Source organism: Streptomyces sp. CG4 (genome assembly GCF_041080655.1).
GTDB lineage: Bacteria > Actinomycetota > Actinomycetes > Streptomycetales > Streptomycetaceae > Streptomyces.
In genome coordinates this window covers 3,513,908-3,537,417 of the sequence record NZ_CP163525.1, presented here as the reverse complement: position 1 = coordinate 3,537,417, position 23,510 = coordinate 3,513,908, and the positions used below count along the sequence as shown (strand labels likewise).

The 23,510-nt window shown below is 72.7% G+C and carries 23 protein-coding genes; 16 read left to right on the top strand and 7 right to left on the bottom strand.

What is annotated here, in order from left to right; all coding sequences use genetic code 11:
- The first annotated feature begins 76 nt into the window (after window positions 1-76).
- The 5 genes from AB5L52_RS15930 (at window position 77) to AB5L52_RS15910 (ending at window position 6,115) form a co-directional block, all read left to right on the top strand.
- Window positions 77-2,479, top strand: a complete 2,403-nt coding sequence (locus AB5L52_RS15930; RefSeq protein ID WP_351033107.1) for a hypothetical protein — start codon at window positions 77-79, stop codon at window positions 2,477-2,479.
- A 168-nt stretch (window positions 2,480-2,647) separates the two neighbouring features.
- Window positions 2,648-3,577 (top strand): ABC transporter ATP-binding protein, encoded by a 930-nt coding sequence (locus AB5L52_RS15925; protein ID WP_351033108.1) that lies wholly within the window; start codon window positions 2,648-2,650, stop codon window positions 3,575-3,577.
- Window positions 3,574-4,314, top strand: coding sequence for an ABC transporter permease (locus AB5L52_RS15920; RefSeq protein ID WP_351033110.1), 741 nt, complete (start codon window positions 3,574-3,576; stop codon window positions 4,312-4,314). Before AB5L52_RS15925 ends, AB5L52_RS15920 begins: the two co-directional genes overlap by 4 nt.
- A gap of 5 nt (window positions 4,315-4,319) precedes the next feature.
- The gene (locus tag AB5L52_RS15915) at window positions 4,320-5,504 is read left to right on the top strand and encodes a sensor histidine kinase (RefSeq protein WP_369368887.1); all 1,185 of its coding nucleotides are present in this window, start codon (window positions 4,320-4,322) and stop codon (window positions 5,502-5,504) included.
- The gene (locus tag AB5L52_RS15910; RefSeq protein ID WP_351033112.1) at window positions 5,501-6,115 is read left to right on the top strand and encodes a response regulator transcription factor; all 615 of its coding nucleotides are present in this window, start codon (window positions 5,501-5,503) and stop codon (window positions 6,113-6,115) included. Before AB5L52_RS15915 ends, AB5L52_RS15910 begins: the two co-directional genes overlap by 4 nt.
- 13 nt (window positions 6,116-6,128) lie before the next feature.
- On the opposite strand, the gene AB5L52_RS15905 is transcribed toward AB5L52_RS15910, so the two are convergent.
- A complete protein-coding gene (locus tag AB5L52_RS15905) occupies window positions 6,129-6,995 on the bottom strand; it encodes a transglutaminase-like domain-containing protein (RefSeq protein ID WP_351033114.1) in 867 nt (288 codons plus the stop codon).
- A gap of 28 nt (window positions 6,996-7,023) precedes the next feature.
- Window positions 7,024-8,040 carry a GNAT family N-acetyltransferase gene (locus tag AB5L52_RS15900; protein WP_369364614.1) on the bottom strand — a complete coding sequence of 339 codons (1,017 nt, stop codon included), beginning with the start codon at window positions 8,038-8,040 and terminating at the stop codon, window positions 7,024-7,026.
- Window positions 8,041-8,180: 140 nt separating this feature from the next.
- On the opposite strand from AB5L52_RS15900, the gene fdxA reads away from it, so the two are divergent.
- Window positions 8,181-8,501 (top strand): ferredoxin, encoded by a 321-nt coding sequence (gene fdxA / locus AB5L52_RS15895; RefSeq protein WP_053758679.1) that lies wholly within the window; start codon window positions 8,181-8,183, stop codon window positions 8,499-8,501.
- 125 nt (window positions 8,502-8,626) lie between these two features.
- The gene (locus tag AB5L52_RS15890; RefSeq protein WP_369364611.1) at window positions 8,627-9,724 is read left to right on the top strand and encodes a bifunctional succinyldiaminopimelate transaminase/glutamate-prephenate aminotransferase; all 1,098 of its coding nucleotides are present in this window, start codon (window positions 8,627-8,629) and stop codon (window positions 9,722-9,724) included.
- A gap of 107 nt (window positions 9,725-9,831) precedes the next feature.
- Here the strand turns inward: AB5L52_RS15890 and AB5L52_RS15885 are convergent, their stop codons facing one another.
- Window positions 9,832-10,239 (bottom strand): ATP-binding protein, encoded by a 408-nt coding sequence (locus AB5L52_RS15885; RefSeq protein ID WP_351033121.1) that lies wholly within the window; start codon window positions 10,237-10,239, stop codon window positions 9,832-9,834.
- 299 nt (window positions 10,240-10,538) lie between these two features.
- A complete protein-coding gene (locus tag AB5L52_RS15880) occupies window positions 10,539-11,525 on the bottom strand; it encodes a heavy metal transporter (protein WP_351034579.1) in 987 nt (328 codons plus the stop codon).
- A gap of 120 nt (window positions 11,526-11,645) precedes the next feature.
- On the opposite strand from AB5L52_RS15880, the gene dapE reads away from it, so the two are divergent.
- A complete protein-coding gene (gene dapE, locus AB5L52_RS15875) occupies window positions 11,646-12,725 on the top strand; it encodes a succinyl-diaminopimelate desuccinylase (protein WP_351034576.1) in 1,080 nt (359 codons plus the stop codon).
- A gap of 104 nt (window positions 12,726-12,829) precedes the next feature.
- Window positions 12,830-13,588: a TIGR00730 family Rossman fold protein gene (locus AB5L52_RS15870; protein ID WP_351034574.1), complete on the top strand. Its 759-nt coding sequence runs from the start codon at window positions 12,830-12,832 to the stop codon at window positions 13,586-13,588.
- Window positions 13,589-13,655: 67 nt separating this feature from the next.
- Here AB5L52_RS15870 and folP read toward each other — a convergent pair whose 3' ends face one another.
- Window positions 13,656-14,516 carry a dihydropteroate synthase gene (gene folP / locus AB5L52_RS15865; RefSeq protein WP_351034572.1) on the bottom strand — a complete coding sequence of 287 codons (861 nt, stop codon included), beginning with the start codon at window positions 14,514-14,516 and terminating at the stop codon, window positions 13,656-13,658.
- A gap of 160 nt (window positions 14,517-14,676) precedes the next feature.
- Between folP and AB5L52_RS15860 the strand changes: the two genes are divergently transcribed.
- From AB5L52_RS15860 to AB5L52_RS15850, 3 genes are read left to right on the top strand one after another with little or no spacing between them, the layout of a single operon-like run.
- The gene (locus tag AB5L52_RS15860) at window positions 14,677-15,033 is read left to right on the top strand and encodes a DivIVA domain-containing protein (protein ID WP_351034570.1); all 357 of its coding nucleotides are present in this window, start codon (window positions 14,677-14,679) and stop codon (window positions 15,031-15,033) included.
- Entirely contained in the window at window positions 15,030-15,620 is a 591-nt protein-coding gene (locus tag AB5L52_RS15855) for a DNA-3-methyladenine glycosylase I (RefSeq protein WP_369364603.1), read from the top strand. The genes AB5L52_RS15860 and AB5L52_RS15855 overlap by 4 nt, the downstream gene beginning before the upstream one ends.
- A complete protein-coding gene (locus AB5L52_RS15850; RefSeq protein WP_351034564.1) occupies window positions 15,593-16,270 on the top strand; it encodes a GNAT family N-acetyltransferase in 678 nt (225 codons plus the stop codon). Before AB5L52_RS15855 ends, AB5L52_RS15850 begins: the two co-directional genes overlap by 28 nt.
- 93 nt (window positions 16,271-16,363) lie before the next feature.
- Here AB5L52_RS15850 and AB5L52_RS15845 read toward each other — a convergent pair whose 3' ends face one another.
- On the bottom strand, window positions 16,364-17,167 hold the full coding sequence (locus tag AB5L52_RS15845; protein ID WP_351034562.1) for an enoyl-CoA hydratase-related protein: 804 nt from the start codon (window positions 17,165-17,167) through the stop codon (window positions 16,364-16,366).
- 371 nt (window positions 17,168-17,538) lie between these two features.
- Here AB5L52_RS15845 and AB5L52_RS15840 point away from each other — a divergent pair, with 371 nt between their 5' ends.
- Window positions 17,539-17,706: a DUF3117 domain-containing protein gene (locus tag AB5L52_RS15840; RefSeq protein ID WP_004950282.1), complete on the top strand. Its 168-nt coding sequence runs from the start codon at window positions 17,539-17,541 to the stop codon at window positions 17,704-17,706.
- Window positions 17,707-17,804: 98 nt separating this feature from the next.
- On the opposite strand, the gene AB5L52_RS15835 is transcribed toward AB5L52_RS15840, so the two are convergent.
- Window positions 17,805-18,503, bottom strand: a complete 699-nt coding sequence (locus tag AB5L52_RS15835) for an O-methyltransferase (RefSeq protein WP_351562192.1) — start codon at window positions 18,501-18,503, stop codon at window positions 17,805-17,807.
- Between the two features lie 234 nt (window positions 18,504-18,737).
- Between AB5L52_RS15835 and sigE the strand changes: the two genes are divergently transcribed.
- The 3 genes from sigE (at window position 18,738) to AB5L52_RS15820 (ending at window position 23,445) form a co-directional block, all read left to right on the top strand.
- Window positions 18,738-19,448 carry an RNA polymerase sigma factor SigE gene (sigE, locus tag AB5L52_RS15830; RefSeq protein ID WP_351024191.1) on the top strand — a complete coding sequence of 237 codons (711 nt, stop codon included), beginning with the start codon at window positions 18,738-18,740 and terminating at the stop codon, window positions 19,446-19,448.
- Entirely contained in the window at window positions 19,445-20,530 is a 1,086-nt protein-coding gene (locus AB5L52_RS15825; RefSeq protein WP_369364598.1) for a zf-HC2 domain-containing protein, read from the top strand. The genes sigE and AB5L52_RS15825 overlap by 4 nt, the downstream gene beginning before the upstream one ends.
- Before the next feature lie 860 nt (window positions 20,531-21,390).
- Complete coding sequence (locus tag AB5L52_RS15820) at window positions 21,391-23,445, top strand: trypsin-like peptidase domain-containing protein (RefSeq protein WP_369368886.1); 2,055 nt, start codon at window positions 21,391-21,393, stop codon at window positions 23,443-23,445.
- The last annotated feature ends 65 nt before the right edge of the window (window positions 23,446-23,510 follow it).

Here is a 23,510-nt window from a genome sequence, read left to right as displayed (position 1 = left end):
TATGGTGGTGCGCGCCGCCGAGCCGCCCGAGCAGTCAGGTCGTAACGGGCGGTGGAGCCAACTGGGAGAACCTGCCTTGAGTCGTGAAACTGACACTCCGTCCTCCGGGCCCAACGGGCGCGGCGGAGCCGCATACCCCTCCGGCACGCCGCCGTACGGGACCCCCATGGCTTCCGACGACGCTACGGACGCAGGCCGTTCGGCCACGCGACCGGAGGAGAAGAAGACCGAGACCACGCTGACGACCCGGATCCGGATCAACATCCCCGGATCCCGGCCCATCCCGCCGGTCGTCGTGCGCAAGCCCGTCGGGGATTCCGACGGCGCCCGGGAAGAGGCGCCCGCCGGCGACCCGCGCCCCTCCGCCGACGGTGCGGCTCCGCGCCCCGCCGAGCCCGCCGCGGAGCCGGCGGCCCAGGCCGAGGAGAAGACCAGCGACTGGTTCGCGCCCCGCAAGTCCGGCGGCGGCAAGGGCGGTCCGGGCGGCGGGGGCACGAACGGGGCCGGAATGCCGGGTGGTTCGGGCGTTTCCGGCAGTTCCGGTGGTTCTGGCGGATCCACCCCCGCTTCCGGCGTAACGGGCACCCGTACGGGTGGTTCGGGAGCATCCGGCAGCCCCGGTGGCACCGGCGCACGCCCTGGCGGTGGCCGTCCCGGCGGTGTGGTCGGCTCCATGAGCGTCCCGGGCGCGTCCCGCTCCGGTACCACGAACGGCAAGGGCCTGCCCGGCGCCACCGGCGGCCCCGTCGCCCCGGGGCACGGTGGCGGCACCGGCTCCTTCGACGTGACCGAGGCACTGGCCGCGGGCCCGCTGGGCGGCGGCTCCCGCCCCGGCGCGTCCGGCGGCGAGCCGAGCCGCGACGACCTGCCGTACTTCTCGGAGAACGCCGGGCAGGAAGGCTTCGGCGGCACGGGCACGGCCGGCCCGAGCGGCCCCGACGGCTTCGGCGGTACGGGCGCCCCGGGCGGGAACGCCCACAACGGCTTCCCCGGCCCCGGCGCGGGCGGCCCGAGCGGTCCCGACGGCTTCGGCGGTACGGCGGGCACGAGCGGAGCGGACGGGCTCGGCGGTCTCGGCGGTCTCGGTGGCCCCGGTGGTCCCAGCGGCTTCAACGGCCCGCGCGGCCAGGGCGGACCCGGCGGCCCGAGCGGCCCGGCCGGCCCCACCAGCGGCCCGGTCACCGGCGACGGCCCCCTCGCCCCGTCGCCCGCCGCCCCCTTCGCCGGCCCGAGCGGCCCGGTCGGCCCCACCGGTCCGGGCTCCGGCAGCGGCCCCACCGGTCTCGGCCCCGGCGGCGGCCTCAGCGACGACACCGCGATCCTCACCCCGCAGAAGCCGGCCCCCGAACCGGGCACGCCCGCCTTCCGCCCCGACAATGTCTCCGGACACACCGTCACCAGCGGCATCCCGGTCGTCCCCGGCGCCGGCCCCTCCCCGTTCGGCAGCGGCTCCTCCGACGGCCCGGCCACCCAGACCCCGGCCAGGCCGGAGCCGGCCGCCACGGCGCCCAAGGCGCAGGCCAAGCCGAAGAAGAAGGGCCGTAGCAAGCTGGTGCTGCTGGGCGTCGGCGTGGTCGTCGTCGTGGGCGGTGCCTACGGCGCCGGACTGCTGATGAACCACACCGACGTCCCCAAGGGCACCACGGTCCTCGGCGTCGACATCGGCGGCGGCACCCGTGACGACGCCGTCAAGAAACTCGACGACGCCTTCGGCAGCCGGGTCAACAAGCCGCTGCAGCTCGCCGTCGGCGGCAAGACGGTCACCCTCACCCCGGAGAACGCCGGTCTGCAGTTCGACTTCCAGGCCACCGTGAGCAAGGCCGCGACCAGCGACTACAACCCGGTCCATGTCGTCGGCTCCCTCTTCGGGCAGAAGCGCGTGATCGAGCCCGACATGCCGGTGGACGAGGAGAAGCTGCAAGCCGCGCTCGCGCAGACCGGCGGCGGCTCCGGCTCGGTCGTCGAGGGCGGCATCGACTTCAAGCCCGGCCAGGCCGTCGCCGTCTACGGCAAGGCGGGCAAGGCCATCGACGCGAGCCAGTCGACCGACGCGGTCGAACAGGCCTACCGCCACATGGTGGAGACGGGCACGGCGTCCGCGGTCACCGTCCCGTCGACCACCAAGCAGCCGACGGTGTCGAATGCGGCGGTCGACGACGAGATGAAGAAGTTCGCGGAGCCGGCGATGTCGGGCAAGGTGACGGTGTCGGCGGGCGCGGGGCACGTGGTGGTGATGAGCCCGGCGAAATCGCTCTGGAAGTTCCTCAAGGTGGTGCCCACCGCGGACGGCAAGCTGGTCGACAAGCCCGACCTGAACGCCCTGAAGCAGCTCTACGGCGGGACCTTCGACGGCGTACTGATCACCCGCGCCAACGGCAAGAAGACACCGGTCACCCCGCAGGAGGTCTACATCGCCCTCCGCCAGGCCCTGATCAGCAGGACCAACCGGGTCGCGGTCATCTCCACGAACCCGACGTAGCCGAGAAAAGTCGTAGCCGAGAGAAGTCCTGGCCGAAAGGGGGCGTCCGTCGTTCGGCGGGCGCCCCCTTCGGCATGCCTGTCACCCGATCCGCATGACATCTGTCATCCGGCACTGAGGACCGCCGACACTGCCCGGTCAAGGGCCCTCGCCGCCAGCATGGAGGGCATGACGACAACTGCGGCACCGGCCACCACCACCCCGGTGGTCGGCTTCGACCAGGTGACCAAGACCTACGGCAATGTGCGGGCCGTCGACGGGATCTCGCTCCGGCTGCACCCCGGCGAGACCGTCGCCCTGCTCGGCCCGAACGGGGCCGGCAAGTCCACCACCCTCGATCTGCTCCTCGGCCTCAAGAACCCCGACAGCGGCACGGTGAGTCTCTTCGGCGGCACCCCGCGCGAGGCGATCGCCGCCGGGCGGGTCGGGGCCATGCTGCAGAGCGGCGGCCTGATGGACGAGGTCACCGTGGCCGAGCTGGTGAAGCTGGGCTGCTCGCTGCACCCGAAGCCGTACAAGCCCGCCGACGTCATGGCCCGCGCGGGCATCGCGCAGATCGCCGACCGCAAGGTCAACAAGCTCTCCGGCGGCCAGGCCCAGCGGGTCCGCTTCGCCCTCGCCACGGCCGGCGACACTGACCTGATCATCCTGGACGAGCCGACCACCGGCATGGACGTCTCCGCCCGCCAGGCCTTCTGGGCCACCATGCGGGAGCAGGCCGACCAGGGCCGTACCGTCCTGTTCGCCACCCACTACCTCGAAGAGGCCGACGCCATCGCCGACCGGGTCCTGGTGCTGCACCGCGGCCGGCTCCTCGCCGACGGCACCGCCGCCGAGATCAAGGCCAAGGCGGGCGCCCGCAGGGTCTCCTTCGACCTGGAGGGCGAGATCGAGGAGACGGCCCTGCGCGGGCTGCCCTTCCTCACCTCGATCGATATTTCCGGGCACACCGTCCGCATCCAGTCGTCCGACGCCGACGCCACCGTCCACGCCCTGTACGGCCTCGGTGTCTTCCCCCGCAATCTCGAAGTCGCCGGCCTCGGTCTGGAGCAGGCCTTCGTCGCCATCACGGAGGCCGAGGAGGCCAAGCAGTCATGAACGCCCTGATCAAGCTCGAACTGGCCCGCGTCCTGCGCAACAAGAAGTTCCTGTTCTTCTCGGTGCTCTACCCCTCGTTCATCTACCTGATCTTCTCCAGCAGCTCCGGCTCGGACCAGAAGGTCGACGGCACCGGCCTGACCGTCGCCACCTACCTGATGGTCTCCATGGCCTCCTTCGGCGCCCTGACCGCCGTCCTCATGGGCAACAGCGAGCGCATCGCCAAGGAGCGCGAGAGCGGCTGGGTACGGCAGCTGCGGCTGACCCCGCTGCCCGGCCGCGGATATGTCCTCGCCAAGACCGCCAGCGCCGCCGTGGTGAGCCTGCCGTCGATCATCGTGGTGTTCCTCGTCGCCGCGGTGGTCAAGCACGTCCACCTGGACGCCTGGCAGTGGCTCGCCCTCACCGGGGTCATCTGGGCCGGCAGCCTCGTCTTCGCCGCGCTCGGCGTCGCCATCGGCTACGTCGCCTCCGGTGACGCGGTCCGCCCGATCACGATGATCGTCTACTTCGGTCTGTCGATCCTCGGCGGTCTGTGGATGCCGTCCACCACCTTCCCGAAGGTCCTCCAGGACATCGCGAAGTGGCTGCCCACCCACGCGTACGCTGCACTGGGACGGGCCATCGAACAGAGCCAGGCTCCCAGCGCGACGGACGTCGCCATCCTCGCCGTCTACTTCGTTCTCTTCGCGGGCGGTGCGGCCTGGCTGTACCGGAAGGACACGCTGAAGGCGTGAGCGCGATGACGGAAGACCAGACGGCCACAGCCGCGGGGGACACCCCCATGGGCCGGCCGCCCCGCAACCGGCGCGAGCTGCTGGTGAAGATGCTGTGGATCGGCGTCTGGCTGATCTTCCTCAGCTCGCCGATCAGCGACCTCACGAGCGGCCGCCACACCACGGGCGCCACCGTCGCCGGCGCCCTCGGCCTCGCGGCGTTCGTCGGTGTCTACCTCTCGCTGGTCTTCCGCCGCATGGGCCGGCCGTTCTCGCCGCGCCTGACCGTCTCGATGATCACGATCCTCGGCGTGCTCGCCCCCGCGCTGGCCTACAGCCTCGGCAGCGCCTGGCTCGGCCTGTTCGTCTACCTCTCGGTGGCCTGCGGGGCGACCCTGCCGGTCCGGGCGGCCTACTGGGCGATCCCGGTGTCGGGCGCGGCGATGTACCTCGTCGGTCTGCACTCCAGCGAGAAGGAGGCCCGCGGGCTGCTGTTCCTGGTCGTGATGATCGGGTTCTCGATGGTCGGCGTCGGCCAACTCGTCCGCACCACCATCGAGTTGCGCAAGGCCCGGGCCACCGTGGCCCATCTCGCGGCCAACGAGGAGCGGCTGCGGCTCGCCCGCGACCTGCACGATCTGCTGGGCCACTCGCTCTCCCTGATCACGCTGAAGAGCGAGCTGGCCGGCCGGATGCTGCCCGACCAGCCCGAGAAGGCGGCCCAGCAGGTCGCCGACATCGAACAGGTCAGCCGGCAGGCCCTGGTCGACGTCCGGGAGGCCGTCTCCGGCTACCGGCGCCCGCGGCTGGCCGCCGAACTCGCCGGCACCCAGGTCGCCCTGACCGCCGCCGGCGTCACCGCCGACGTGCCCGCCGAGCCCGACCTCACCGGCGTCCCCGAGGAGTCCGAGTCCGCGCTCGCCTGGGCGCTGCGCGAGGCCGTCACCAACGTGGTCCGGCACAGCGGCGCCGACAAGTGCCTGATCCGGCTCACGCACCGCCAGACCCTGGACGGCCCGATGCTCGAACTCTGCGTCGAGGACAACGGATCCGGCGGCTCGGGGAAGGGTCCGGGCAACGGTCTGACCGGGCTGACCGAGCGTCTGGAGAAGGCGGGCGGCACCCTGGAGGCGGGCCGGGTCAGGCATGGATTCCGGCTGGTCGCCCACGTACCTACGGCCACTTCGGGGCACGTAGGATCCGGGGCATGACGAGCACGATCAAGGTCCTTCTCGCCGAGGACCAGTCGATGGTCCGCGAGGCCCTGGCCGCGCTGCTCGGCCTGGAGGACGACATCGAGGTCGTCGCCCAGGTCGCGCGCGGGGACCGGGTACTGGCGGCCGTCGGCGCGCACGGCGTGGACGTGGCACTGCTCGACATCGAGATGCCCGGCTGCACCGGAATCGAGGCGGCCGCCCAGGTGCACCGGGAGTTCCCGCAGGTCAAACTGGTCGTCCTGACCACCTTCGGGCGCCCCGGCTATCTGCGCAGCGCCATGGAGGCCGGCGCCGACGCCTTCCTCGTCAAGGACGCCCCGGCCGCCCAGCTCGCCGAGGCGATCCGCAAGGTGCTGTCCGGCGAGCGGGTCATCGACCCCACGCTCGCCGCCGCCGCGCTCGCCGAGGGCGCCAACCCCCTCACCGAACGCGAACGCGAGGTGCTCCGCGCGGCGGCCGACGGCTCCACCAACGCCGAGCTGGCCAAGGCCCTGCACCTCTCCCAGGGCACGGTCCGCAACTACCTCTCCACGGCGATCCAGAAGCTGGCGGTACGCAACCGGGCGGAGGCGGTGCGGATCGCGCGGGAGAAGGGCTGGCTGTAGGCGGACCGGGGCTTCAGTTGAGCATCGCGCGAGCGGTGTGCGCCTGTTCCCGCACCTTCCGCGCCGCGGACTCGTCGACGACCTCGATCAGGTCGGCATAGGCGTCCAGTTCCTCCGCACCCGATACGAACTCGCCCCGCTGCACGAGCAGTTGCCCGTGCTCGTACCGCAGCCGGGCCGGATGCGCGGGGATCAGCAGCGCCAACTCCACGGCCCGCAGGGCGACATCCGACCGTTCGGGCCGGGCGGCGGCCCACGCGCGGATGTTGTTCAGGATGCGCTGGACGACCTCCAGCGGCGCCGCCGGCTCCAGCATGGCGGCGTCCAGCGGCGCCCCCGTCGCCCCCACCACGAGCATCTCCGCATCGGTGCCGGTCAGCACCCGCCCCGCGTCGAACGGATCGGCCAGCACCTGCTCGTCCGCCGCCCCGAACCCCACCACGAAGTGCCCCGGCAGCGCGACCCCGTACACCGGCGCTCCCGCCCGCCGTGCGACCTCCAGCCACACCACCGACAGCAGGATCGGCAGCCCGCGTCGGCGCCGCAGCACCTCGTGCAGCAGGGAGGACTCCAGCCGCTGGTAGTCGCCGGGTGTGCCGTGGAAGCCGTAGCGCGCTCCGAGCAGCCGTCGTACGGCCTCCGCCCATGCGTGCGGCCCGCCCGGCCGGTACGGCAGCTCGCCCGCGAGCCGGTCCAGCTCCAGCTGGGCGGCATCGATCCCGGCCTCGTCCAGCGAGCCGTCCGCCACGGCGCCGATCAGCAGGCACAGCGCCGACAGGTCCGGCCGCTCGGACCGGGCCTCCTCGGCGAACCGGCGGCGCAGCTCGGCCGACCGCTCCGGCGGGGGCGGATACGGCGGCGGCAGATACGGGTGACGCATGCGAGGCTCATGCCCTTCCACGACGGTTCTACGACGGGGCCAGGCCGGAGTCGTCCGGCTCCCGGTAGTGGTGGTAGCTGTGGTGCGGGGCGAAGCCCAGGCGGGCGTACAGGCCGCGGGCGCCCTCGTTGTCCGTCTCGACCTGCAGCCAGGCCGCCGACGCGCCCTCGGCCAGCGCCCGGCGGGCGAGCGCGGCCATCACCTCCGTGGCGAGGCCCTGCCGGCGCCGCACGGGATCCACCTCGACCGCGGCGAACCCGGCCCACCGCCCGTCCACGACACACCGCCCGATCGCCGCCGGAGGCTCACCTTCCGCCCCCGGCATGGTCGCGAACCACACCGACGGGCCGCCGCCGAGCACCCGCAGGGCCACCTCGCTCACTCCCTTGCGCTGGTACCGGGCGAGCCAGGCCTCGTCCGCCCGCCGGGAGAGGGTCACGCCCGCGCCCTCGGCCAGGTCCGCGACCGGCGCCAGGGCACCGGTCCACACCTCGGCGGTCACCTCCCGCACCCAGCCGCGTCGCTCCAGCTCCGCGCAGAGCAGCTCCTGCGTGCCCTCGGCCCCGGTGGCCGGCTGGACGTAGGCGGGCAGGCCACGCTCGCGGTACCAGCGTCGTACGACCGTGAGGGCCGCGTCGAGGGGGAGACTGGGGTCGCCGAGCGGCAGCACGCTGTTGGCCCGCCGGGTGAACCCGCCGGACGCCCGCAGCTCCCACTCCCCGAGCCGCTCGGTCTCCAGCGGTGGCCAGCCGCGGGAGGTGACCCGCGCGAGTTCGTCGTACGAGGCGGCGGGCCCGCGGCGGCGTGCCGGAGCGGCCGGTACGACCTTGCCCGCGACCAGGGCAGACTCGGCGATTCGGACACTTCGCCCGTCCCGTCGTGTGATCATGAGCACGCCATTATCCCATGATGTGAGAACACCCACCGTGTCGGTGAACTTCTCCTTCGCCGTTCCAGGTTCGCTCAAGCGCCGTACGGAGACACGTTTTCCCACGTCAGCCGGGGTGATCCGGACTTCCAGCCGCCCTGCCGCCGATATTTCCACTGGTCAGTTCACCCCTCCTGTATGGATCATGCCCCGGAACGGAGATACTAGGGGCGGGCATCGACGACGCCGCGCTCCCGCGCGCCAGGCGGCGGAGCCTGAGGAGGCCCGCCAGCGCCCTATCGAGGAGGAACGACAGCGTGACCTACGTCATCGCGCAGCCTTGTGTCGACGTCAAGGACAAGGCGTGCATCGAGGAGTGCCCGGTCGACTGCATTTACGAGGGCTCCCGGTCCTTGTACATCCACCCGGACGAATGCGTCGACTGTGGTGCCTGTGAGCCGGTCTGCCCGGTCGAGGCGATCTTCTACGAGGACGACACTCCGGAGGAGTGGAAGGACTACTACAAGGCGAACGTCGAGTTCTTCGACGAGCTGGGCTCTCCCGGTGGCGCCAGCAAGCTGGGGCTGATCGAGCGCGACCACCCCTTCATCGCCGCGCTGCCGCCGCAGGGCGAGTGACCGTCTAAGAGCCAAGCGGCCGCCCGCGAGCGCGCCGCCTCGGTCCCGTACGGCCCGATCACCCCGATCACCGCCGCACGGGACCGAGGCGTTTGCCGCACCGTACGAAAGTGAGCCTGATTCCCGTGTCCGCAGTCTCCGACCGGCTCCCCACCTTCCCCTGGGACAAGCTGGAGCCGTACAAGAAGACGGCCGCCGCGCACCCCGACGGGATCGTCGACCTGTCCGTGGGCACCCCGGTCGACCCGGTGCCCGAGCTGATCCAGAAGGCCCTGATCGACGCGGCCGACTCACCGGGCTACCCGACCGTCTGGGGCACCCCGGCGCTGCGCGACGCGATCACCGGCTGGCTGGAGCGCCGCCTGGGCGCCCGTGAGCTCACCCACCGCCATGTCCTGCCGATCGTCGGCTCCAAGGAACTGGTGGCCTGGCTGCCGACCCAGCTGGGCCTCGGCCCCGGCGACACAGTGGCCTACCCGCGCCTCGCCTACCCGACGTACGAGGTCGGCGCCCGCCTGGCCCGCGCGGACCACGAGGTCTACGACGACCCGCGCGACCTGGACCCGGCGAACCTGAAGCTGCTCTGGCTGAACTCGCCCTCCAACCCCACCGGCAAGGTGCTCTCGAAGCAGGAGCTGACGGACATCGTCGCCTGGGCCCGCGCCCACGGCGTCCTGCTCTTCTCCGACGAGTGCTACCTGGAACTGGGCTGGGAGGCCGACCCGGTCTCGGTCCTGCACCCGGACGTCAACGGCGGCTCCTACGACGGCATCGTCGCCGTCCACTCCCTCTCCAAGCGCTCCAACCTGGCGGGCTACCGCGCGGCCTTCATCGCCGGTGACCCGGCCGTCCTCGGCCCGCTGCTGGAGATCCGCAAGCACGGCGGCATGATGACCTCGGCGCCGACGCAGGCGGCCGTCGTGGCGGCCCTGGGCGACGACGAGCACGTCCGCGTCCAGCGCGAGCGCTACGCCGCCCGCCGCGCGGCCCTGCGCGCGGCCCTGCTCGGCCACGGCTTCCGCATCGAGCACAGCGAGGCGAGCCTCTACCTCTGGGCCACCCGCGACGAGTCCTGCTGGACCACCGTCGCCCACCTCGCCGACCTCGGCATCCTCGTCGCCCCGGGCGACTTCTACGGCGAGGCGGGCGAACAGTTCGTACGGGTGGCCCTGACGGCGACGGACGAACGCGTCCAGGCGGCGGTGTCCCGCCTGACGGTCTGATCACTGGCTGATCGCTGGCGTACTCCCGTGCCGCGTGCGGCACAAGGAAACGGGGCCCAGGGAACTCCCTGGACCCCGTCGGCGGTCACCGCCGGACGCTCATCCGCTCAGCCGAGCGGCAGCGCCCCGCCCGGCACCGACGGCAGCTCCGGCGCCCCGGTCCTCGCGGCGTCCCCGATGACGCTGCCCGCCGTCCTGGCCGTCTGCCCCGCGGCCTTCCCCGCCACCGGCGTCGTCTTGTTCAGGGTGCTGCTGCTGGCCTTGGTCACGCCCGGCAGGGTGTGCCCGACCGCGTTGCCGCCCGTGGTGGTCGCGACCGAGCTGACGTTCTGCGCGGCTTCGCCAACGGTGCCGACAGTCGTCGCGTCCGGGGTGGTCACACCACTCAGGTTCGGGGCCGCCGCCGGCAGGTTAGTGGCCGCACCGGCGGAGCCGGCCGCACCGACCCCGGCTGCCGCTCCCGCTGCGACGAGCAGCGCGGCACGGGCGATCCGGCGGGTCAGAGGGAGGGACATGATGCTCCATTCGATGGGAGAGAACGGTGTCTGTGTCCGGACCCGGCTCCGGGCTCGGACGCCGTGACTACCGCTCGAAGCCCGCGAAGGTTGCGGACGCCCCAGGTAAAGAATGGATAACGCATCGCATTATCAGGTGGGGATAAAAACGGGCAAAGAACGTCTCCCGGAAATCCTGCAGAATCCTTACGGCCCTTGATTTCCAAGGGATTTTGGCGACGGCGCGCGTCCCGCCCGTGCGGTGGGCCCGCCCGTCGTCGCATCACCTGCCGGGGTGAGTTCCCGTACTACTGTCCGGTCTACTGCCCGGTCACGATCCGAACGGTCCCCGCGGACGTCTCCGCACCGTCGGCCCCGTCCGACGAGGCCGGCTTCCACTGGCCGCCGTTGCCGGCCGTCCACTCCCGGCCCGCGTACGACACCCGCTGGATGTGCAGCGCCGAGGAGTTGGCCACGGCCCACTGCGCCACCTGCCAGCCGCGCTCCCGTTCGCCCCGCCCGATCGCATCGACCTTCGTGCCCTGCGGCACCGGCACGGTCACGGTCTGCCCCTGCGCGGTCGCGGTCACGCTCGGCGAGGGGGACGGCGACGGCACGGGCGTGCCGCCCACCTCCGCACCGGTCTCCTGCAGCGCGTCCCGCCCGAAGTCCCGTACCAGCGCGGCCCGTACCGCGTCCGGGCCCGTCGCCGAGTCCGTGGGCTCCTGGCGCCCGTCACAGGTCAGCGTGGCCGCCGCACGCCCGGTCAGCGCCGCCGCCAGCAGCGTCGCATCCGGCTCGTGCTTGGCGTACGCCTCCGGATAGCCGCTGCGCTGGACCTCCTGGGCCGCCTCGGTCAGCGGCAGATCGGCGTAGCCCGGCACCTTGGCGAGGTGCGCGTAGAAGATGCCGGCCGCGTACGCCGGGTCCATGATCTGCTGCGCGGTGCCCCAGCCCTGCGAGGGCCGCTGCTGGAACAGGCCCAGCGAATCCCGGTCGCCGTGCTCGATGTTGCGCAGCCCCGACTCCTGCAGGGAGGTCGCCAGCGCGATCGTCACGGCCCGTTCGGGCATCCCGCGCCCGGTGCCCACGGCCGCGATCGTCGCCGCGTTCACCGCCTGCTCGGGCGTGAACTCGTACGACGTTCCGTCGCCCGAGGACGACACCACCTTGCAGCCGCGCGCTCCGCCGCCGGTGACGTACTGCACCACGAGGTACGCGGCGACACCGCACAGGACCAACAGGGCCGCGCCGAAACGAAAGAGGCGGCCGCGACGTTTGGGACGGGTGGGGGACGGCTCTGGCACTCCTACAAGGTACTGGAGGCCCGCCGGGCCCTCACCGGGCGGGCCGCCGGACAGCGCTTACCCCCCGGTCCGGGCGGCGGCGCCCCCGGCCTCGGCGGGTGGCGCGCTAGGGTCGGAGCCATGGCCGACACCTCGCTTGACCTCACGCTGGATGCCGCGGCGCTCACCGCGCGGCTCGTGGACTTCGCCTCCGAGAGCGGCAGCGAGAAGCCGCTCGCGGACGCGATCGAGACCGCCCTGCGCGCCCTGCCGCACCTGACGGTCGACCGCTACGGCAACAACGTGATCGCCCGCACCCACCTGGGCCGCGCCGAGCGCGTGATCCTGGCCGGCCACATCGACACCGTCCCGATCGCGGACAACGTGCCCTCGCGCCTGGACGCGGACGGCGTGCTGTGGGGCTGCGGCACCTGCGACATGAAGTCGGGCGTCGCGGTGCAGCTGCGCATCGCGGCCACGGTCCCCGCCCCCAACCGCGACCTGACCTTCGTCTTCTACGACAACGAGGAGGTCGCCGCCGAGCTCAACGGTCTGGGGCACGTCGCCGAGGCCCATCCCGAATGGCTCCGGGGCGACTTCGCGGTCCTGCTGGAGCCCTCCGACGGCGAGGTCGAGGGCGGCTGCCAGGGCACCCTGCGGGTGCTGCTGAAGACCAAGGGCGAGCGGGCCCACTCGGCGCGCGGCTGGATGGGCTCCAACGCCATCCACGCCGCCGCCCCCATCCTGGCCCGCCTCGCCGCCTACGAGCCGCGCTGGCCGCTGATCGACGGGCTGGAGTACCGCGAGGGCCTGAACGCGGTCGGCATCAGCGGCGGGGTCGCCGGCAACGTCATCCCCGACGAGTGCGTGGTCAAGGTCAACTTCCGGTACGCCCCCGACCGCACCGAGGAGGAGGCGATCGCGCACGTCCGCGAGGTGTTCGCGGACTGCGATGTGACGGAGTTCGTGGTCGACGACCACAGCCCCGGTGCGCTGCCCGGTCTCTCCCACCCGGCCGCGGTGGCCTTCATCGAGGCGGTGGGCGGCACCCCGAAGCCCAAGTACGGCTGGACCGACGTCTCCCGCTTCTCCGCGCTCGGCGTCCCGGCGGTCAACTACGGCCCCGGCAACCCGCACTTGGCCCACAGGCGCGACGAGCGGGTGGAGACGGCGAAGATCCTCGCGGGCGAGGAACGCCTGCGGGACTGGCTGACGGCGTAAGGATCCCGCACGGCGCACGCATGGGGGACATGCGCATGTACCCCCTCCGTAACCTGCGTGGATCTACGCTGAGGTGGAACGACTGGCAGACGGAGGGAGCGCACATGGCTACCGGGAACCCCGAGGGGAAGAAGATCCCGCCGGACGAGCAGCGGCTCGGACCGGTCCTCCGGCGGCGGGGACAGGTGACCCCCAGTACGACCGACCAGCGCCTGCTGGACGAGCGCGCCCCCACGGACTGGGTCCACACCGACCCCTGGCGGGTGCTCCGCATCCAGTCGGAGTTCATCGAGGGCTTCGGCACACTGGCCGAACTCCCGCCTGCCATCAGCGTGTTCGGCTCGGCCCGGACTCCGCTGGACTCGCCGGAGTACGACGCGGGGGTGCGGCTCGGCCGTGGCCTGGTGGAGGCGGGCTGGGCGGTGATCACCGGTGGTGGCCCCGGGGCGATGGAGGCGGCCAACAAGGGCGCGTGCGAGGCGGGCGGTGTCTCGGTCGGACTCGGCATCGAACTGCCCTTCGAGCAGGGGCTGAACCCGTACGTCGACATCGGGCTCAACTTCCGCTACTTCTTCGTCCGCAAGATGATGTTCGTGAAGTACGCGCAGGGGTTCGTGGTGCTGCCCGGCGGCCTCGGCACGCTCGACGAGTTCTTCGAGGCGCTGACCCTGGTCCAGACCCAGAAGGTGACCCGCTTCCCGATCGTCCTCTTCGGCAGCGAGTACTGGGGCGGCCTGGTGGACTGGCTGAAGAACACGCTGGTCGCCCAGGGCAAGGCCGCCGAGAAGGACCTCCTCCTCTTCCACGTCACGGACGACGTGGACGAGGCGGTGGCCCTGGTCTCGAAGGAGGCGGCCCGCTAGCACGGAGCGTGTGCCGCCGCCCTCCGGCATCCGGCGCCGCACTGACCCCGGGGGGAGCCCCTGGGGGTCAGGCCAGACCCCGGCGGGCCACCGCGGGGAGCCGGTGGCCCGCTATCGACGCGACCATCTCCAGTACCTGGCGGGTCTCGGCGACCTCGTGCACGCGATACACCTGCGCCCCGAGCCACGCCGACACCGCGGTCGTCGCCAACGTACCGATCAGACGTTCCTTCACCGGCAGGTCCAGGGTCTCGCCCACGAAGTCCTTGTTGGACAACGACACCAGCACCGGCCACCCCGTGGCGACCATCTCGCCGAGCCGCCGGGTCGCCTCCAAGCTGTGCCGCGTGCTCTTCCCGAAGTCGTGCCCGGGATCGATCAGCACCGACTCCGCCGGCACCCCGAGCGTCACCGCCCGCTCGGCCAGCCCCAGGGTCACCGCGAGGATGTCGGCCATGACGTCGTCGTACGTCACCCGGTGCGGACGCGTCCGCGGCAGCGCACCCCCCGCATGCGTGCACACCAGCCCCACCCCGTACCGCGCCGCGACCTCCGCCAGCCCCCGATCGACGCCGCCCCACGCGTCGTTCAGCAGATCCGCCCCCGCCTCGCACACCGCCGCGCCGACCGAGGCACGCCAGGTGTCCACACTGATGATCACGTCCGGGAAGCACCGCCGTACCTCCGCCACGAAGCCGACCGTGCGCCGCTCCTCCTCAGCGGCCGTGACCTCCTCGCCCGGCCCGGCCTTCACCCCGCCGATGTCGATGATCGCGGCCCCCTCGGCCACCGCCTCCTCCACCCGCGCAAGGGCGGGCTGGTCGAGGAAGGTGGCCCCCTGGTCGTAGAAGGAGTCCGGAGTCCGGTTCACGATCGCCATGATCACCGGCTCCTGGGGTCCGAACTCCCGTCTGCGCAGCCTGAGCATCCGCTGTGACCCCTCCCTGGACGTCCCGCGGTACGGGCGCCTGAGACCGTTAGTGTCAGACCCGCATGGCACGATCGGACCCTGAAAGAGTCAAGAGATTCAGCGGATACATTTCGACGTCCGGTAGTGCGTCCGGCAGAGAGCGTGGGGACCCCTGGCGATGGTGATGTTCTTGTTCCTGGTCGTCGCGCTGGCCGTCGTGGTCGCCGCGGTGACCCTCGCCGTGGTGGGCGGCGGCGACAGCGCCCCGCTGCCCGAGGTGGCGCCGGAGCGGCTGCAGGACCCGCTGCCCCCGGACCGCCCGGTGGACCGGGCGGACGTGGAGAACCTGCGCTTCCCGGTCGCCCCGCGCGGCTACCGCATGGCGGACGTCGACGACGCCCTCGGCCGGCTCGGCGCCGAACTGGCCGAGCGGGACGCCCGGATCGCCGACCTGGAGTCGGCACTGGCCGGAGCCAGAGCCGCGGCGGCACACGTCCACATGGAGAAGCCCGAGCACCCGGAGGACCAGCGATGAGCGACGGAGCCGCCGTCGCCGGGCCCGACGGCGCGCTGCGCTGCCCCTGGGCCCTGTCGGCCGAGGACTATGTGGCGTACCACGACGAGGAGTGGGGCCGCCCGGTGCACGGCGACGACGCCCTCTTCGAGCGGCTCAGCCTGGAGGCCTTCCAGTCGGGCCTGTCCTGGATCACGATCCTGCGCCGCCGCCCGGGTTTCCGGTCGGCCTTCGCCGGTTTCCGCATCGAGAAGATCGCCGCGTACACCGACGAGGACCGCGAGCGCCTGCTGGCGGACCCGGGCATCATCCGCAACCGCGCCAAGATCGACGCCACGCTCGCCAACGCGCGCGTGCTCGCCGACTGGGCCGAGGGCGAGCTGGACGAGCTGATCTGGTCCCACGCGCCCGACCCGGCCACCCGTCCGGTCCCGAAGACCGCCGCCGACATCCCGCCCGTGACCCCGGAGTCGACGGCCCTGTCCAAGGCCCTGAAGAAACGGGGCCTCAGATTCGTCGGCCCGACGACCGCGTACGCCCTGATGCAGGCGTGCGGCCTGGTCAACGACCACCTGGAGGCATGCGTGGCAAGAAGGGCCGGCTCCTGACCGCCATGACCCCTGCCGCTCTGGCCGGCATCCTCGACGCGGCGGCCCGCGGGCACTTCCCGCCGCCCGACGGCGGTACGACCGTGGTGCCGCAGCCGAGCCACCGCGACGCCGGCGTGATCGCGTTCACCGCGCACTCGGTGGTGTTCACCGACGAGGATCCGCAGTGGGTGCGGAGCACGCTCGCCTCCCTCGACTGCGACGAGCTGGCGGCCGCGATGAACCCTCGTTTCCTGGCCGCGTTCCTGGACCGCACGGGCCGGTCGACCGACACCGTCGACCTGCTCACCGTGGCGGGGGCGCTGCCCGGCCCACCCTCGCTGGAGCTGCGGGAACTGGCCGACCCGGACCATCCGCGCGTGCGTAGTGCGCGGGGGCGCCGGGACGACGTGCGCGTCTGGGCGACGGAGGGCGGGGTGCTCGTCCTCGGCCGGGGCGTGGCGGGCCGCTGGGAGACGGCGATCGAGGTCGACGAGGACGTACGGCACCGGGGCCTGGGCCGGGCCCTGGCCTCGGCCGCCCGGCACCTCGTACCCGCGGGGGAGTGGGTCTGGTCGCAGCAGGCCGCCGGCAACGCCCGGAGCGTGCGCGCCTTCCAGGCGGCCGGCTACCGGCCGGTGGGCGCGGAGGCGCTACTCATCGCGCCCTAGGTTCCTGGGGCCGGCCGGTCGACGGGCGTGGCGGGGCGGGCAGGCCCTGTTCATCACGGTTCATCACGCCGTGGATCCGGCCGGCCGACGGGTTCAGCGGCCCAGGTACTTCGGCTTCTCCTTGTTCACGAAGGCCTGCACGGCGATCGCGTGGTCCTCGGACTGCCCGGCCCTGGCCTGCAGTTCGTCCTCCTTCTCCAGGGTCTCGGCGAGGGAGTGCGAGAGCCCGTAGGCCACCGCCTCCTTGAGCGCCGCGTACGCCACCGTCGGCCCCTCGGCCAGGGCCCGCGCCGTCTTCTCGGCCTCGGCGCGCAGCTCGGCGGCGGGTACGACCCGGTTGGCGATGCCCAGCTCCAGTGCGTCCTGGGCGCTGATGCTGCGCGGGAAGAGCAGCAGGTCGGCCGCGCGGCTCGGGCCGATCACCCGGGGCAGGGTCCAGGAGATGCCGGAGTCGGCGGTCAGCGCCACGCCCGCGAAGGAGGTGTTGAAGGCGGCCGTGTCGGCGACCAGCCGGTAGTCCGCGGCGAGTGCGAAGCCGAAGCCGGCTCCGGCCGCGACGCCGTTCACCGCGGCGAGCACCGGCTTCGGCGCTCCGGCCAGCGCCTTCACGATCGGGTTGTAGTGCTCCTTGACCGTGGACATGGTCTGCCCGGACCCGGTCTCCCGGTCCGCCGCCAGGAGCCCGATGTGCTCCTTGAGATCCTGGCCGACGCAGAACGCCCGGTCCCCGGCCGCGGTCAGCAGGATCGCCCGTACGGCGGTGTCCCCGGCCGCGGATTCCGCCGCCTCACGGAGGGCGACCTTGGTCGCGATGTTCAGCGCGTTCATCGCTTCGGGGCGGTTCAGCGTGATCGTCGCGAGTCCGTCGCTCACCTCGTAGAGCACGGTGTCGGCCATGGCGCATCCCCTCCGGTATCGGGATGACGTACCGCTCAGTACGTCCCTGTGTGAAGGACAGCATGGCGGAGATCGCCGGCCAAGGGCCGGAGCGCACGTGTGACCTGCGTCAAAGAAAACCGGAGCGGAGTCGGCCGGCGGGTGTCCGTGCGGTGGCGCAGTATCGCAGCCACATCCCCGAATTGAGTGGTTTTGCTCGCGCGCGTTGCCCAAGCGATGCCGACTGATGTTGGTCATCGGGTCCTGCCATGCGGGATAATGGCCGGGAAGCAATGTGTTCGATGCCGGTGTCGCGTGTCCGTACCGGAACCGCGGATGCCCTCCGAGGGCTCTCGGCAGACGATGAGCTGGTTTCAGGAAGGGGAACGAGCATGGCGGCCATGAAGCCGCGGACGGGTGATGGCCCGCTCGAGGTGACCAAGGAGGGGCGGGGCATCGTCATGCGCGTTCCGCTCGAAGGCGGCGGTCGACTCGTCGTCGAGCTGACCCCTGACGAGGCCGCGGCGCTCGCCGACGCCTTGAAGAACGTCGTCGTCTGACGCGTCAGCGACCCAGTCCTCACGGCTGCCCCGGCATCGTACGCGGTGCCGGGGCAGCCGCGTATCGAGCCCCGTGGTCCCGCTCTGCGGCGAACCGGTCAGCGCTTGACGGCGCACAGCAGGCCGTCGCCCACCGGCAGCAGCGAGGTGACCAGCTCCTGGCTCTCGCGCACCGCGCGCAGCAGTTCCCGCAGCCGCAGCACCTCCGTGGGCTGAGGCCCCGAGCCGACCGTACGGCCTCCCGCGAAGACGCCCTCGAAGACCACCAGACCGCCCGGTCGCAGCAGGCGCAACGATTCAGCGAGATAGTCCAGGTACTCCAGCCGGTCGCCGTCGCAGAAGACGAGGTCGTAGCCGGCGTCCGCGAGCCGGGGCAGGACGTCCAGGGCGCGGCCGGGGATGAAGCGGGCCCGGTTGCTGGCGAACCCGCAGGCGCGGAAGGCCTGCCGGGCGAACTGCTGGTGCTCCGGCTCCGGGTCGACCGTGGTCAGCACCCCGTCCGGGCGCATGCCGTGCAGCAGATGAATTCCGGACACTCCGCAGCCGGTGCCGATCTCCGCGACGGCCTTCGCGTCCACGGAGGCGGCGAGCAGTCGCAGCGCGGCGCCCGTGCCGGGCGACACCGAGCGCAGCCCTGCCTCGCGGGCCCGGTCACGGGCCCAGCGCAGCGCTTCGTCCTCGGCGACAAAGGCGTCGGCGAAGGCCCAGCTCGTCTGCCGGTTGCCGGTAATGACCCTCTCCTGTCCCCGTGAATGCCTGGGCGTGACTGTATCCGTTGCCGTCGGGAACCCGCAGATGGGACTGGACGTTTACCGGGTTGAGACGGTGGCCGGATGTGCGACGGGGGGTAAGAGGTGGATCAGGACGCCGAGCAACTGCTGACGCAGCCGCATGAGCCGTGTCAGCGTGTATCAAATTCTCGTAAAACCGCTTATCCGGAGCTAACGGGCGAGGTGGCTATGGTAGGGGCTCCACTGGACACCACCAGAGCCGACAGGGGAGGTGCGGCTGCGCCCGGGGATCGGGGTGGAGTGCTGCGGCGCTTCCTCGGGTCGGCGGGCAGGCCGAAATCCGTGACCGACACCGCTGCTGACCACCACGCCGGTCTCGCCGCAGGCGAGGCCCAGACCGCGACCTTCTCCACCGACGCGGACGGGCAGGCGTGGACTCCGCCCACGTGGGAGGAGATCGTCAGCACCCACAGTGCCCGGGTCTACCGCCTCGCCTACCGCCTGACCGGAAACCAGCACGACGCCGAGGACCTCACCCAGGAGGTCTTCGTCCGTGTCTTCCGCTCCCTGTCGACGTACTCGCCGGGCACCTTCGAGGGCTGGCTGCACCGCATCACCACGAACCTCTTCCTGGACATGGTCCGGCGCAAGCAGCGCATCCGCTTCGACGCCCTCGGCGAGGACGCGGCCGATCGCCTGGCCAGCCGCGAGCCCACCCCGCAGCAGCTCTTCAACGACGCGCACTTCGACGCCGACGTCCAGCAGGCCCTGGACACCCTCGCGCCCGAGTTCCGCGCCGCCGTCGTCCTGTGCGACATCGAGGGACTGTCGTACGAGGAGATCGCCGCGACCCTGGGCGTGAAGCTCGGCACGGTGCGCTCCCGTATCCACCGCGGCCGCTCCCAGCTCCGCAAGGCCCTCGCGCACCGGTCCCCGGAGGCGCGCGCGGCCGAGCGGCGCTCCTTCCTGACCCGTGTGCCCGCTCTGGGGGGAGGGGGCGCGACCGCGTGAGTGGAACCCGGCCGAAACCTGCGGGGGCCCACCTCGCAGAGCAGCACCTGGGAGACCGACTCTCCGCCCTGGTGGACGGCGAGCTCGGTCATGAGTCGCGTGAGCGGGTCCTCGCGCACCTGGCCACCTGCGCCCGGTGCAAGGCGGAGGCGGACGCCCAGCGCCGACTGAAGAACGTGTTCGCGGAGGCGGCCCCGCCGCCGCCCTCGGCGAGCCTGCTCGCCCGCCTCCAGGGCCTTCCCGGCGGAGGCGACCTGGACGACGACGGCACGTCGCCGCCCGGCGGTGGCCTCTTCGGACGCGGCCCCGACGACGAGACCGCGGCGGCCCCCGGTGCCTCCGGCGTCCTCGGCGGCTTCGGCGTCTTCGGTGTCTTCGGAACGAGGCGCGCCGACCGCTTCGCGTTCGGATACGTCCCCGCCCGCCCGCACGGCCCGGCCGTCCCGGAGAGCCCCGTCCCCGCCGCCGAAGAACGCGGGTTCCGCATCCATCCCGTCGGCCGCCCGGACGACGGCCGCTCCGCCTCGCGCGGGCTGCGGTTCGCCGTGGCCGCCGCCGGCGCCGTGTCGCTGGCCGCGGTCGCCCTCGGGGGCGTCACCACCGCCGTCCCCGGTGACACCACCGCGGACGCCCGCGGCGGCGGAGGCACCGGCAGCAACGTCATCCCGGCGCGCTCGGCCGGCACGGGTGCGGGCGCCGCAGCCACGCCCGACAGCCAGCGCCGTCGTGCCGTGGGGCCGCTGCTCGCCTCGGGCGGCAGCCAGTTCGGGCAGACACCGGTCGTCCCGATGTCGATGTCCGCACCGCTGGTGCCCGGACTGCCGTCCGGTACGAGCCGGGCCGAGGGCGATGCCGTGCGTGGCCTGACCGCGCCGGTCATGGCCGGTGCGGCCGCCGTCTCCCCGCTGATACGCCCGCTCGACGACACCGTGGTCTACCCCCTCACCGCCTGGCCCACGGTCCCGGGAGTGACGTCCACGCTCCCCGGAGCCACCGGCTCGAGCCTGCTGACCGCCCCCGTCCCCGGCGCCGCCACCCCCACTCCCTCACCGTCGGCCTCCGTACCCCGCCAAACGCCCTGACCGGCCACTTCGCCACGGCCCGCGAACCTGGTTGAATCCTGTGAGGATCGTGTCCGCGGCGACCCGCGGACACAGCCGACGTTCCGTGGCCGCCGCCGAACCGCGCGACCGCGGCCAGCCGTGGAGAGAGCATGAACGAGGGCAACCGTGTCCCGCCGGGGGAAGAACCGGAGGGACCGGAGGAAGCGGCGGGGACAGCACCGACACCGGCTGACCGAACCGACGCTGCGGAGTGGACGAGCGCCGGCAGCGGCCAATTGCCGGGCGCCGTCGAGCCGTTGCGGGCCGAGCGGATGGGCTCCGAGCCGGGTGATTCCGGGCCGGTGGATCGGGGTGCGGCGGGTGCTGAGTCCATGGCGAGTTCTGGGCCGGTGGGTTTGGGGACGGCGGGCTTCGAGTCGGCGGGTTCGGGGTCGGCGGGTTCTGGGCTGACGGATTCCGAGCGGATGGGCTGCGGGCGGAAGGGAGCCGAGCCGGTGGATTCGGGGGCGGCGGGCTTCGAGTCGACCGGTTCTGAGCCGACGGGCTCCGGGTCGGCGGACTTCGAGTTGGCGCGTCCGGTGACCGTGGCCGCGTCCGTGCCGACGGCTGAGGTGGAGACGGCTGGGTCGGGGAGCGCCGGGTCGGAAAGTGCAGGGTCGGATGGGGCGGAGCCTGTTGTCGACGGGGGCGCGTCGTCTGTTCGCGCGGCCGGGTTGGAGAGTGCAGGGTCCGACAAGGTGGACGTCGTAGTCTCCGGGGACGCCGAGACTGCTCGGGCGGCCGGGGCCGAGGCCGTAGCCGACGGGGACTTCGAGCTGGCCAAGCCGGTGTCGGGGCCGACGGCTGGGGCCGAGGAGGACGGCAGCGTAGCGCCCGGCGTGGCGTCCGCGCGCGGAGAAACCGCCTGGGCGGCCCCCACCGAGCGGCCGAAGCCCTTGCACGACCCCGATCCCTACGGCACTCCGCCCTACGGCGAGCCGGGCCCCTGGGCGCCCGCACCGCCCGTACAGCACCCGGCGGCAGCTCCGGCGCAGGGCACACCCATGCCCGCCCCGACGGCTCCGCCGCCCCCGGCACCTGTGGCTCACGCCCCGGTGCCGATGCCCCCTCCTGCCCCCGGTGCGTCGATGCCCACCCCCACGGGTGTTCCGGCACCGGGGCCCATGGCCTCAGCACCCGGGGCTCCTGCCCCTGCACCGGGGGTTCCCGCACCCGTACCCGGGCCGCACCCCGTCGCCCCCGACGCACCCGCCCCCGGCACTCCCACGGCGACCCCCGGGGCCCCCGCCCCCAGCGCTCCGGCTGTCGGCGGTGTGGCCCCCGGCACTCCGGCCACCACTGATCGTGCCGTCAGCGGGCAGGTTGGCGGCGGCGCGGCTGTCGATGGTGTGGCCCCCGGTGGACCGGCCCTCGGTGGATCAACCCCCGACAGCCCCGCCCCCGGCGCTCCCCTGGTCACTGGTCCTGCCACCAGCGGAGCGGCTGGCGGCGCTCCGGCACCTGTCGGCACCCCGTCCCCCGGCGCTCCCGCCGCCGGTCTTCCCGACCCCGACCCCGCCGCCACCCCTCTCCCAGCCGCCACCCCCCTGCCCAGCCCTACCACCCCTCTCCCCGACGTCGTCGCCCCTCCCTCCAGCCCCACCACCCCCCTCCCTAGCTCCACCGCTCCCCTCCCCAGCCCCACCCCCACCACCCAAGGGACACCGTCACCGCCCGAGGCCGTCGGGGATGCTGTGCGGCGTTATGACCCCTGGGGCGGTGGTTCGCCTGTTGAGCAGGTGGGGGTGTTGCGGCAGGGCGAGGGAGAGGGGTCGGCCGGTGCGCGGCGTAGGCGGCGGTTTCTCGTTGTGTGGAGTCTTGTGGTCGCCCTTCTTGCGGCCGGTGTGGGTGGGGTGGTGGGGGCCTATGTCGAGCGGGAGGGGTTCGGCGGTGATGTGCGGCTGCCGCAGGGCGGGCGTGTGCCCGCCGGGCGGGCGCCGGACAGCGTGGCAGGGATAGCCTCGCGGGCGCTGCCCAGTGTCGTCACGCTGCATGTCAGCGGGACCGACCAGCAGGACACCGGGACGGGCTTCGTGCTCGACGCCCAGGGCCACATCCTCACCAACAACCACGTCGTCGCGCCCGCCGGATCGGGCGGGGAGATATCCGTGACGTTCAGCAGCGGTGACAGCGTCAAGGCCGCGGTGGTGGGTCACGACAGCGGCTACGACCTCGCCGTCGTCCAGGTCCGCGGCATGGACGGGCTCACCCCGCTGACCCTCGGCAACTCCGACGACGTCCGCGTCGGCGACCCCGTCGTCGCCATCGGCGCCCCCTTCGACCTCGCCAACACCGTCACCTCCGGCATCATCAGCGCCAAGGAGCGGCCCATCACGGCCGGCGGCGAGAAGGGCGACGGGAGCGACGTCAGCTACGTGGACGCGCTGCAGACCGACGCCGCCATCAATCCGGGCAACTCCGGCGGGCCCCTGCTCGACTCCCGCGCCCAGGTGATCGGCATCAACTCCGCCATCCGCTCCGCCGACAGCGGCACCGAATCGGGCGGCAGCCAGTCCGGTTCCATCGGTCTGGGCTTCGCCATCCCCGTGAACCAGGCCAAGCGCGTCGCCGAGGAACTGATCAACGACGGTCATGCGACCCACCCCGTGATCGGCGTCACCCTCGACATGGCGTACACCGGCGACGGTGCCCGTATCGACGACAAGAGCGCGGGCGGCGGCCCCGCCGTGACCCGGGGCGGCCCCGGTGAGCAGGCCGGACTCAAGGCGGGCGACGTCATCACCGAGGTCGACGGGCAGCCCGTGCACACGGCCGAGGAGCTGATCGTCAAGATCCGCGCGCACCGGCCCGGCGACTCGCTACGGCTGACCGTCCGGCGCGGCGGAACCGACCAGGAGGTCACGCTCCGGCTGGGCGCGGCGGAACAGAACTGACAGAAGTCTCACCTCGGGACGGTACCGGTCGGACAGGAACGCCGGGTACCGTTGAGCGACCGAGG

Bases quoted from the DNA above. Each gene is read 5' to 3' on its own strand.
- AB5L52_RS15925 (WP_351033108.1), top strand. From the start codon at position 2,648: ATGACGACAACTGCGGCACCGGCCACCACCACCCCGGTGGTCGGCTTC.
- AB5L52_RS15920 (WP_351033110.1), top strand. From the start codon at position 3,574: ATGAACGCCCTGATCAAGCTCGAACTGGCCCGCGTCCTGCGCAACAAG.
- AB5L52_RS15915 (WP_369368887.1), top strand. From the start codon at position 4,320: ATGACGGAAGACCAGACGGCCACAGCCGCGGGGGACACCCCCATGGGC.
- AB5L52_RS15910 (WP_351033112.1), top strand. From the start codon at position 5,501: ATGACGAGCACGATCAAGGTCCTTCTCGCCGAGGACCAGTCGATGGTC.
- AB5L52_RS15905 (WP_351033114.1), bottom strand. From the start codon at position 6,995: ATGCGTCACCCGTATCTGCCGCCGCCGTATCCGCCCCCGCCGGAGCGG.
- AB5L52_RS15885 (WP_351033121.1), bottom strand. From the start codon at position 10,239: ATGTCCCTCCCTCTGACCCGCCGGATCGCCCGTGCCGCGCTGCTCGTC.
- dapE (WP_351034576.1), top strand. From the start codon at position 11,646: ATGGCCGACACCTCGCTTGACCTCACGCTGGATGCCGCGGCGCTCACC.
- AB5L52_RS15870 (WP_351034574.1), top strand. From the start codon at position 12,830: ATGGCTACCGGGAACCCCGAGGGGAAGAAGATCCCGCCGGACGAGCAG.
- folP (WP_351034572.1), bottom strand. From the start codon at position 14,516: ATGCTCAGGCTGCGCAGACGGGAGTTCGGACCCCAGGAGCCGGTGATC.
- AB5L52_RS15860 (WP_351034570.1), top strand. From the start codon at position 14,677: ATGGTGATGTTCTTGTTCCTGGTCGTCGCGCTGGCCGTCGTGGTCGCC.
- AB5L52_RS15855 (WP_369364603.1), top strand. From the start codon at position 15,030: ATGAGCGACGGAGCCGCCGTCGCCGGGCCCGACGGCGCGCTGCGCTGC.
- AB5L52_RS15850 (WP_351034564.1), top strand. From the start codon at position 15,593: ATGCGTGGCAAGAAGGGCCGGCTCCTGACCGCCATGACCCCTGCCGCT.
- AB5L52_RS15845 (WP_351034562.1), bottom strand. From the start codon at position 17,167: ATGGCCGACACCGTGCTCTACGAGGTGAGCGACGGACTCGCGACGATC.
- AB5L52_RS15840 (WP_004950282.1), top strand. From the start codon at position 17,539: ATGGCGGCCATGAAGCCGCGGACGGGTGATGGCCCGCTCGAGGTGACC.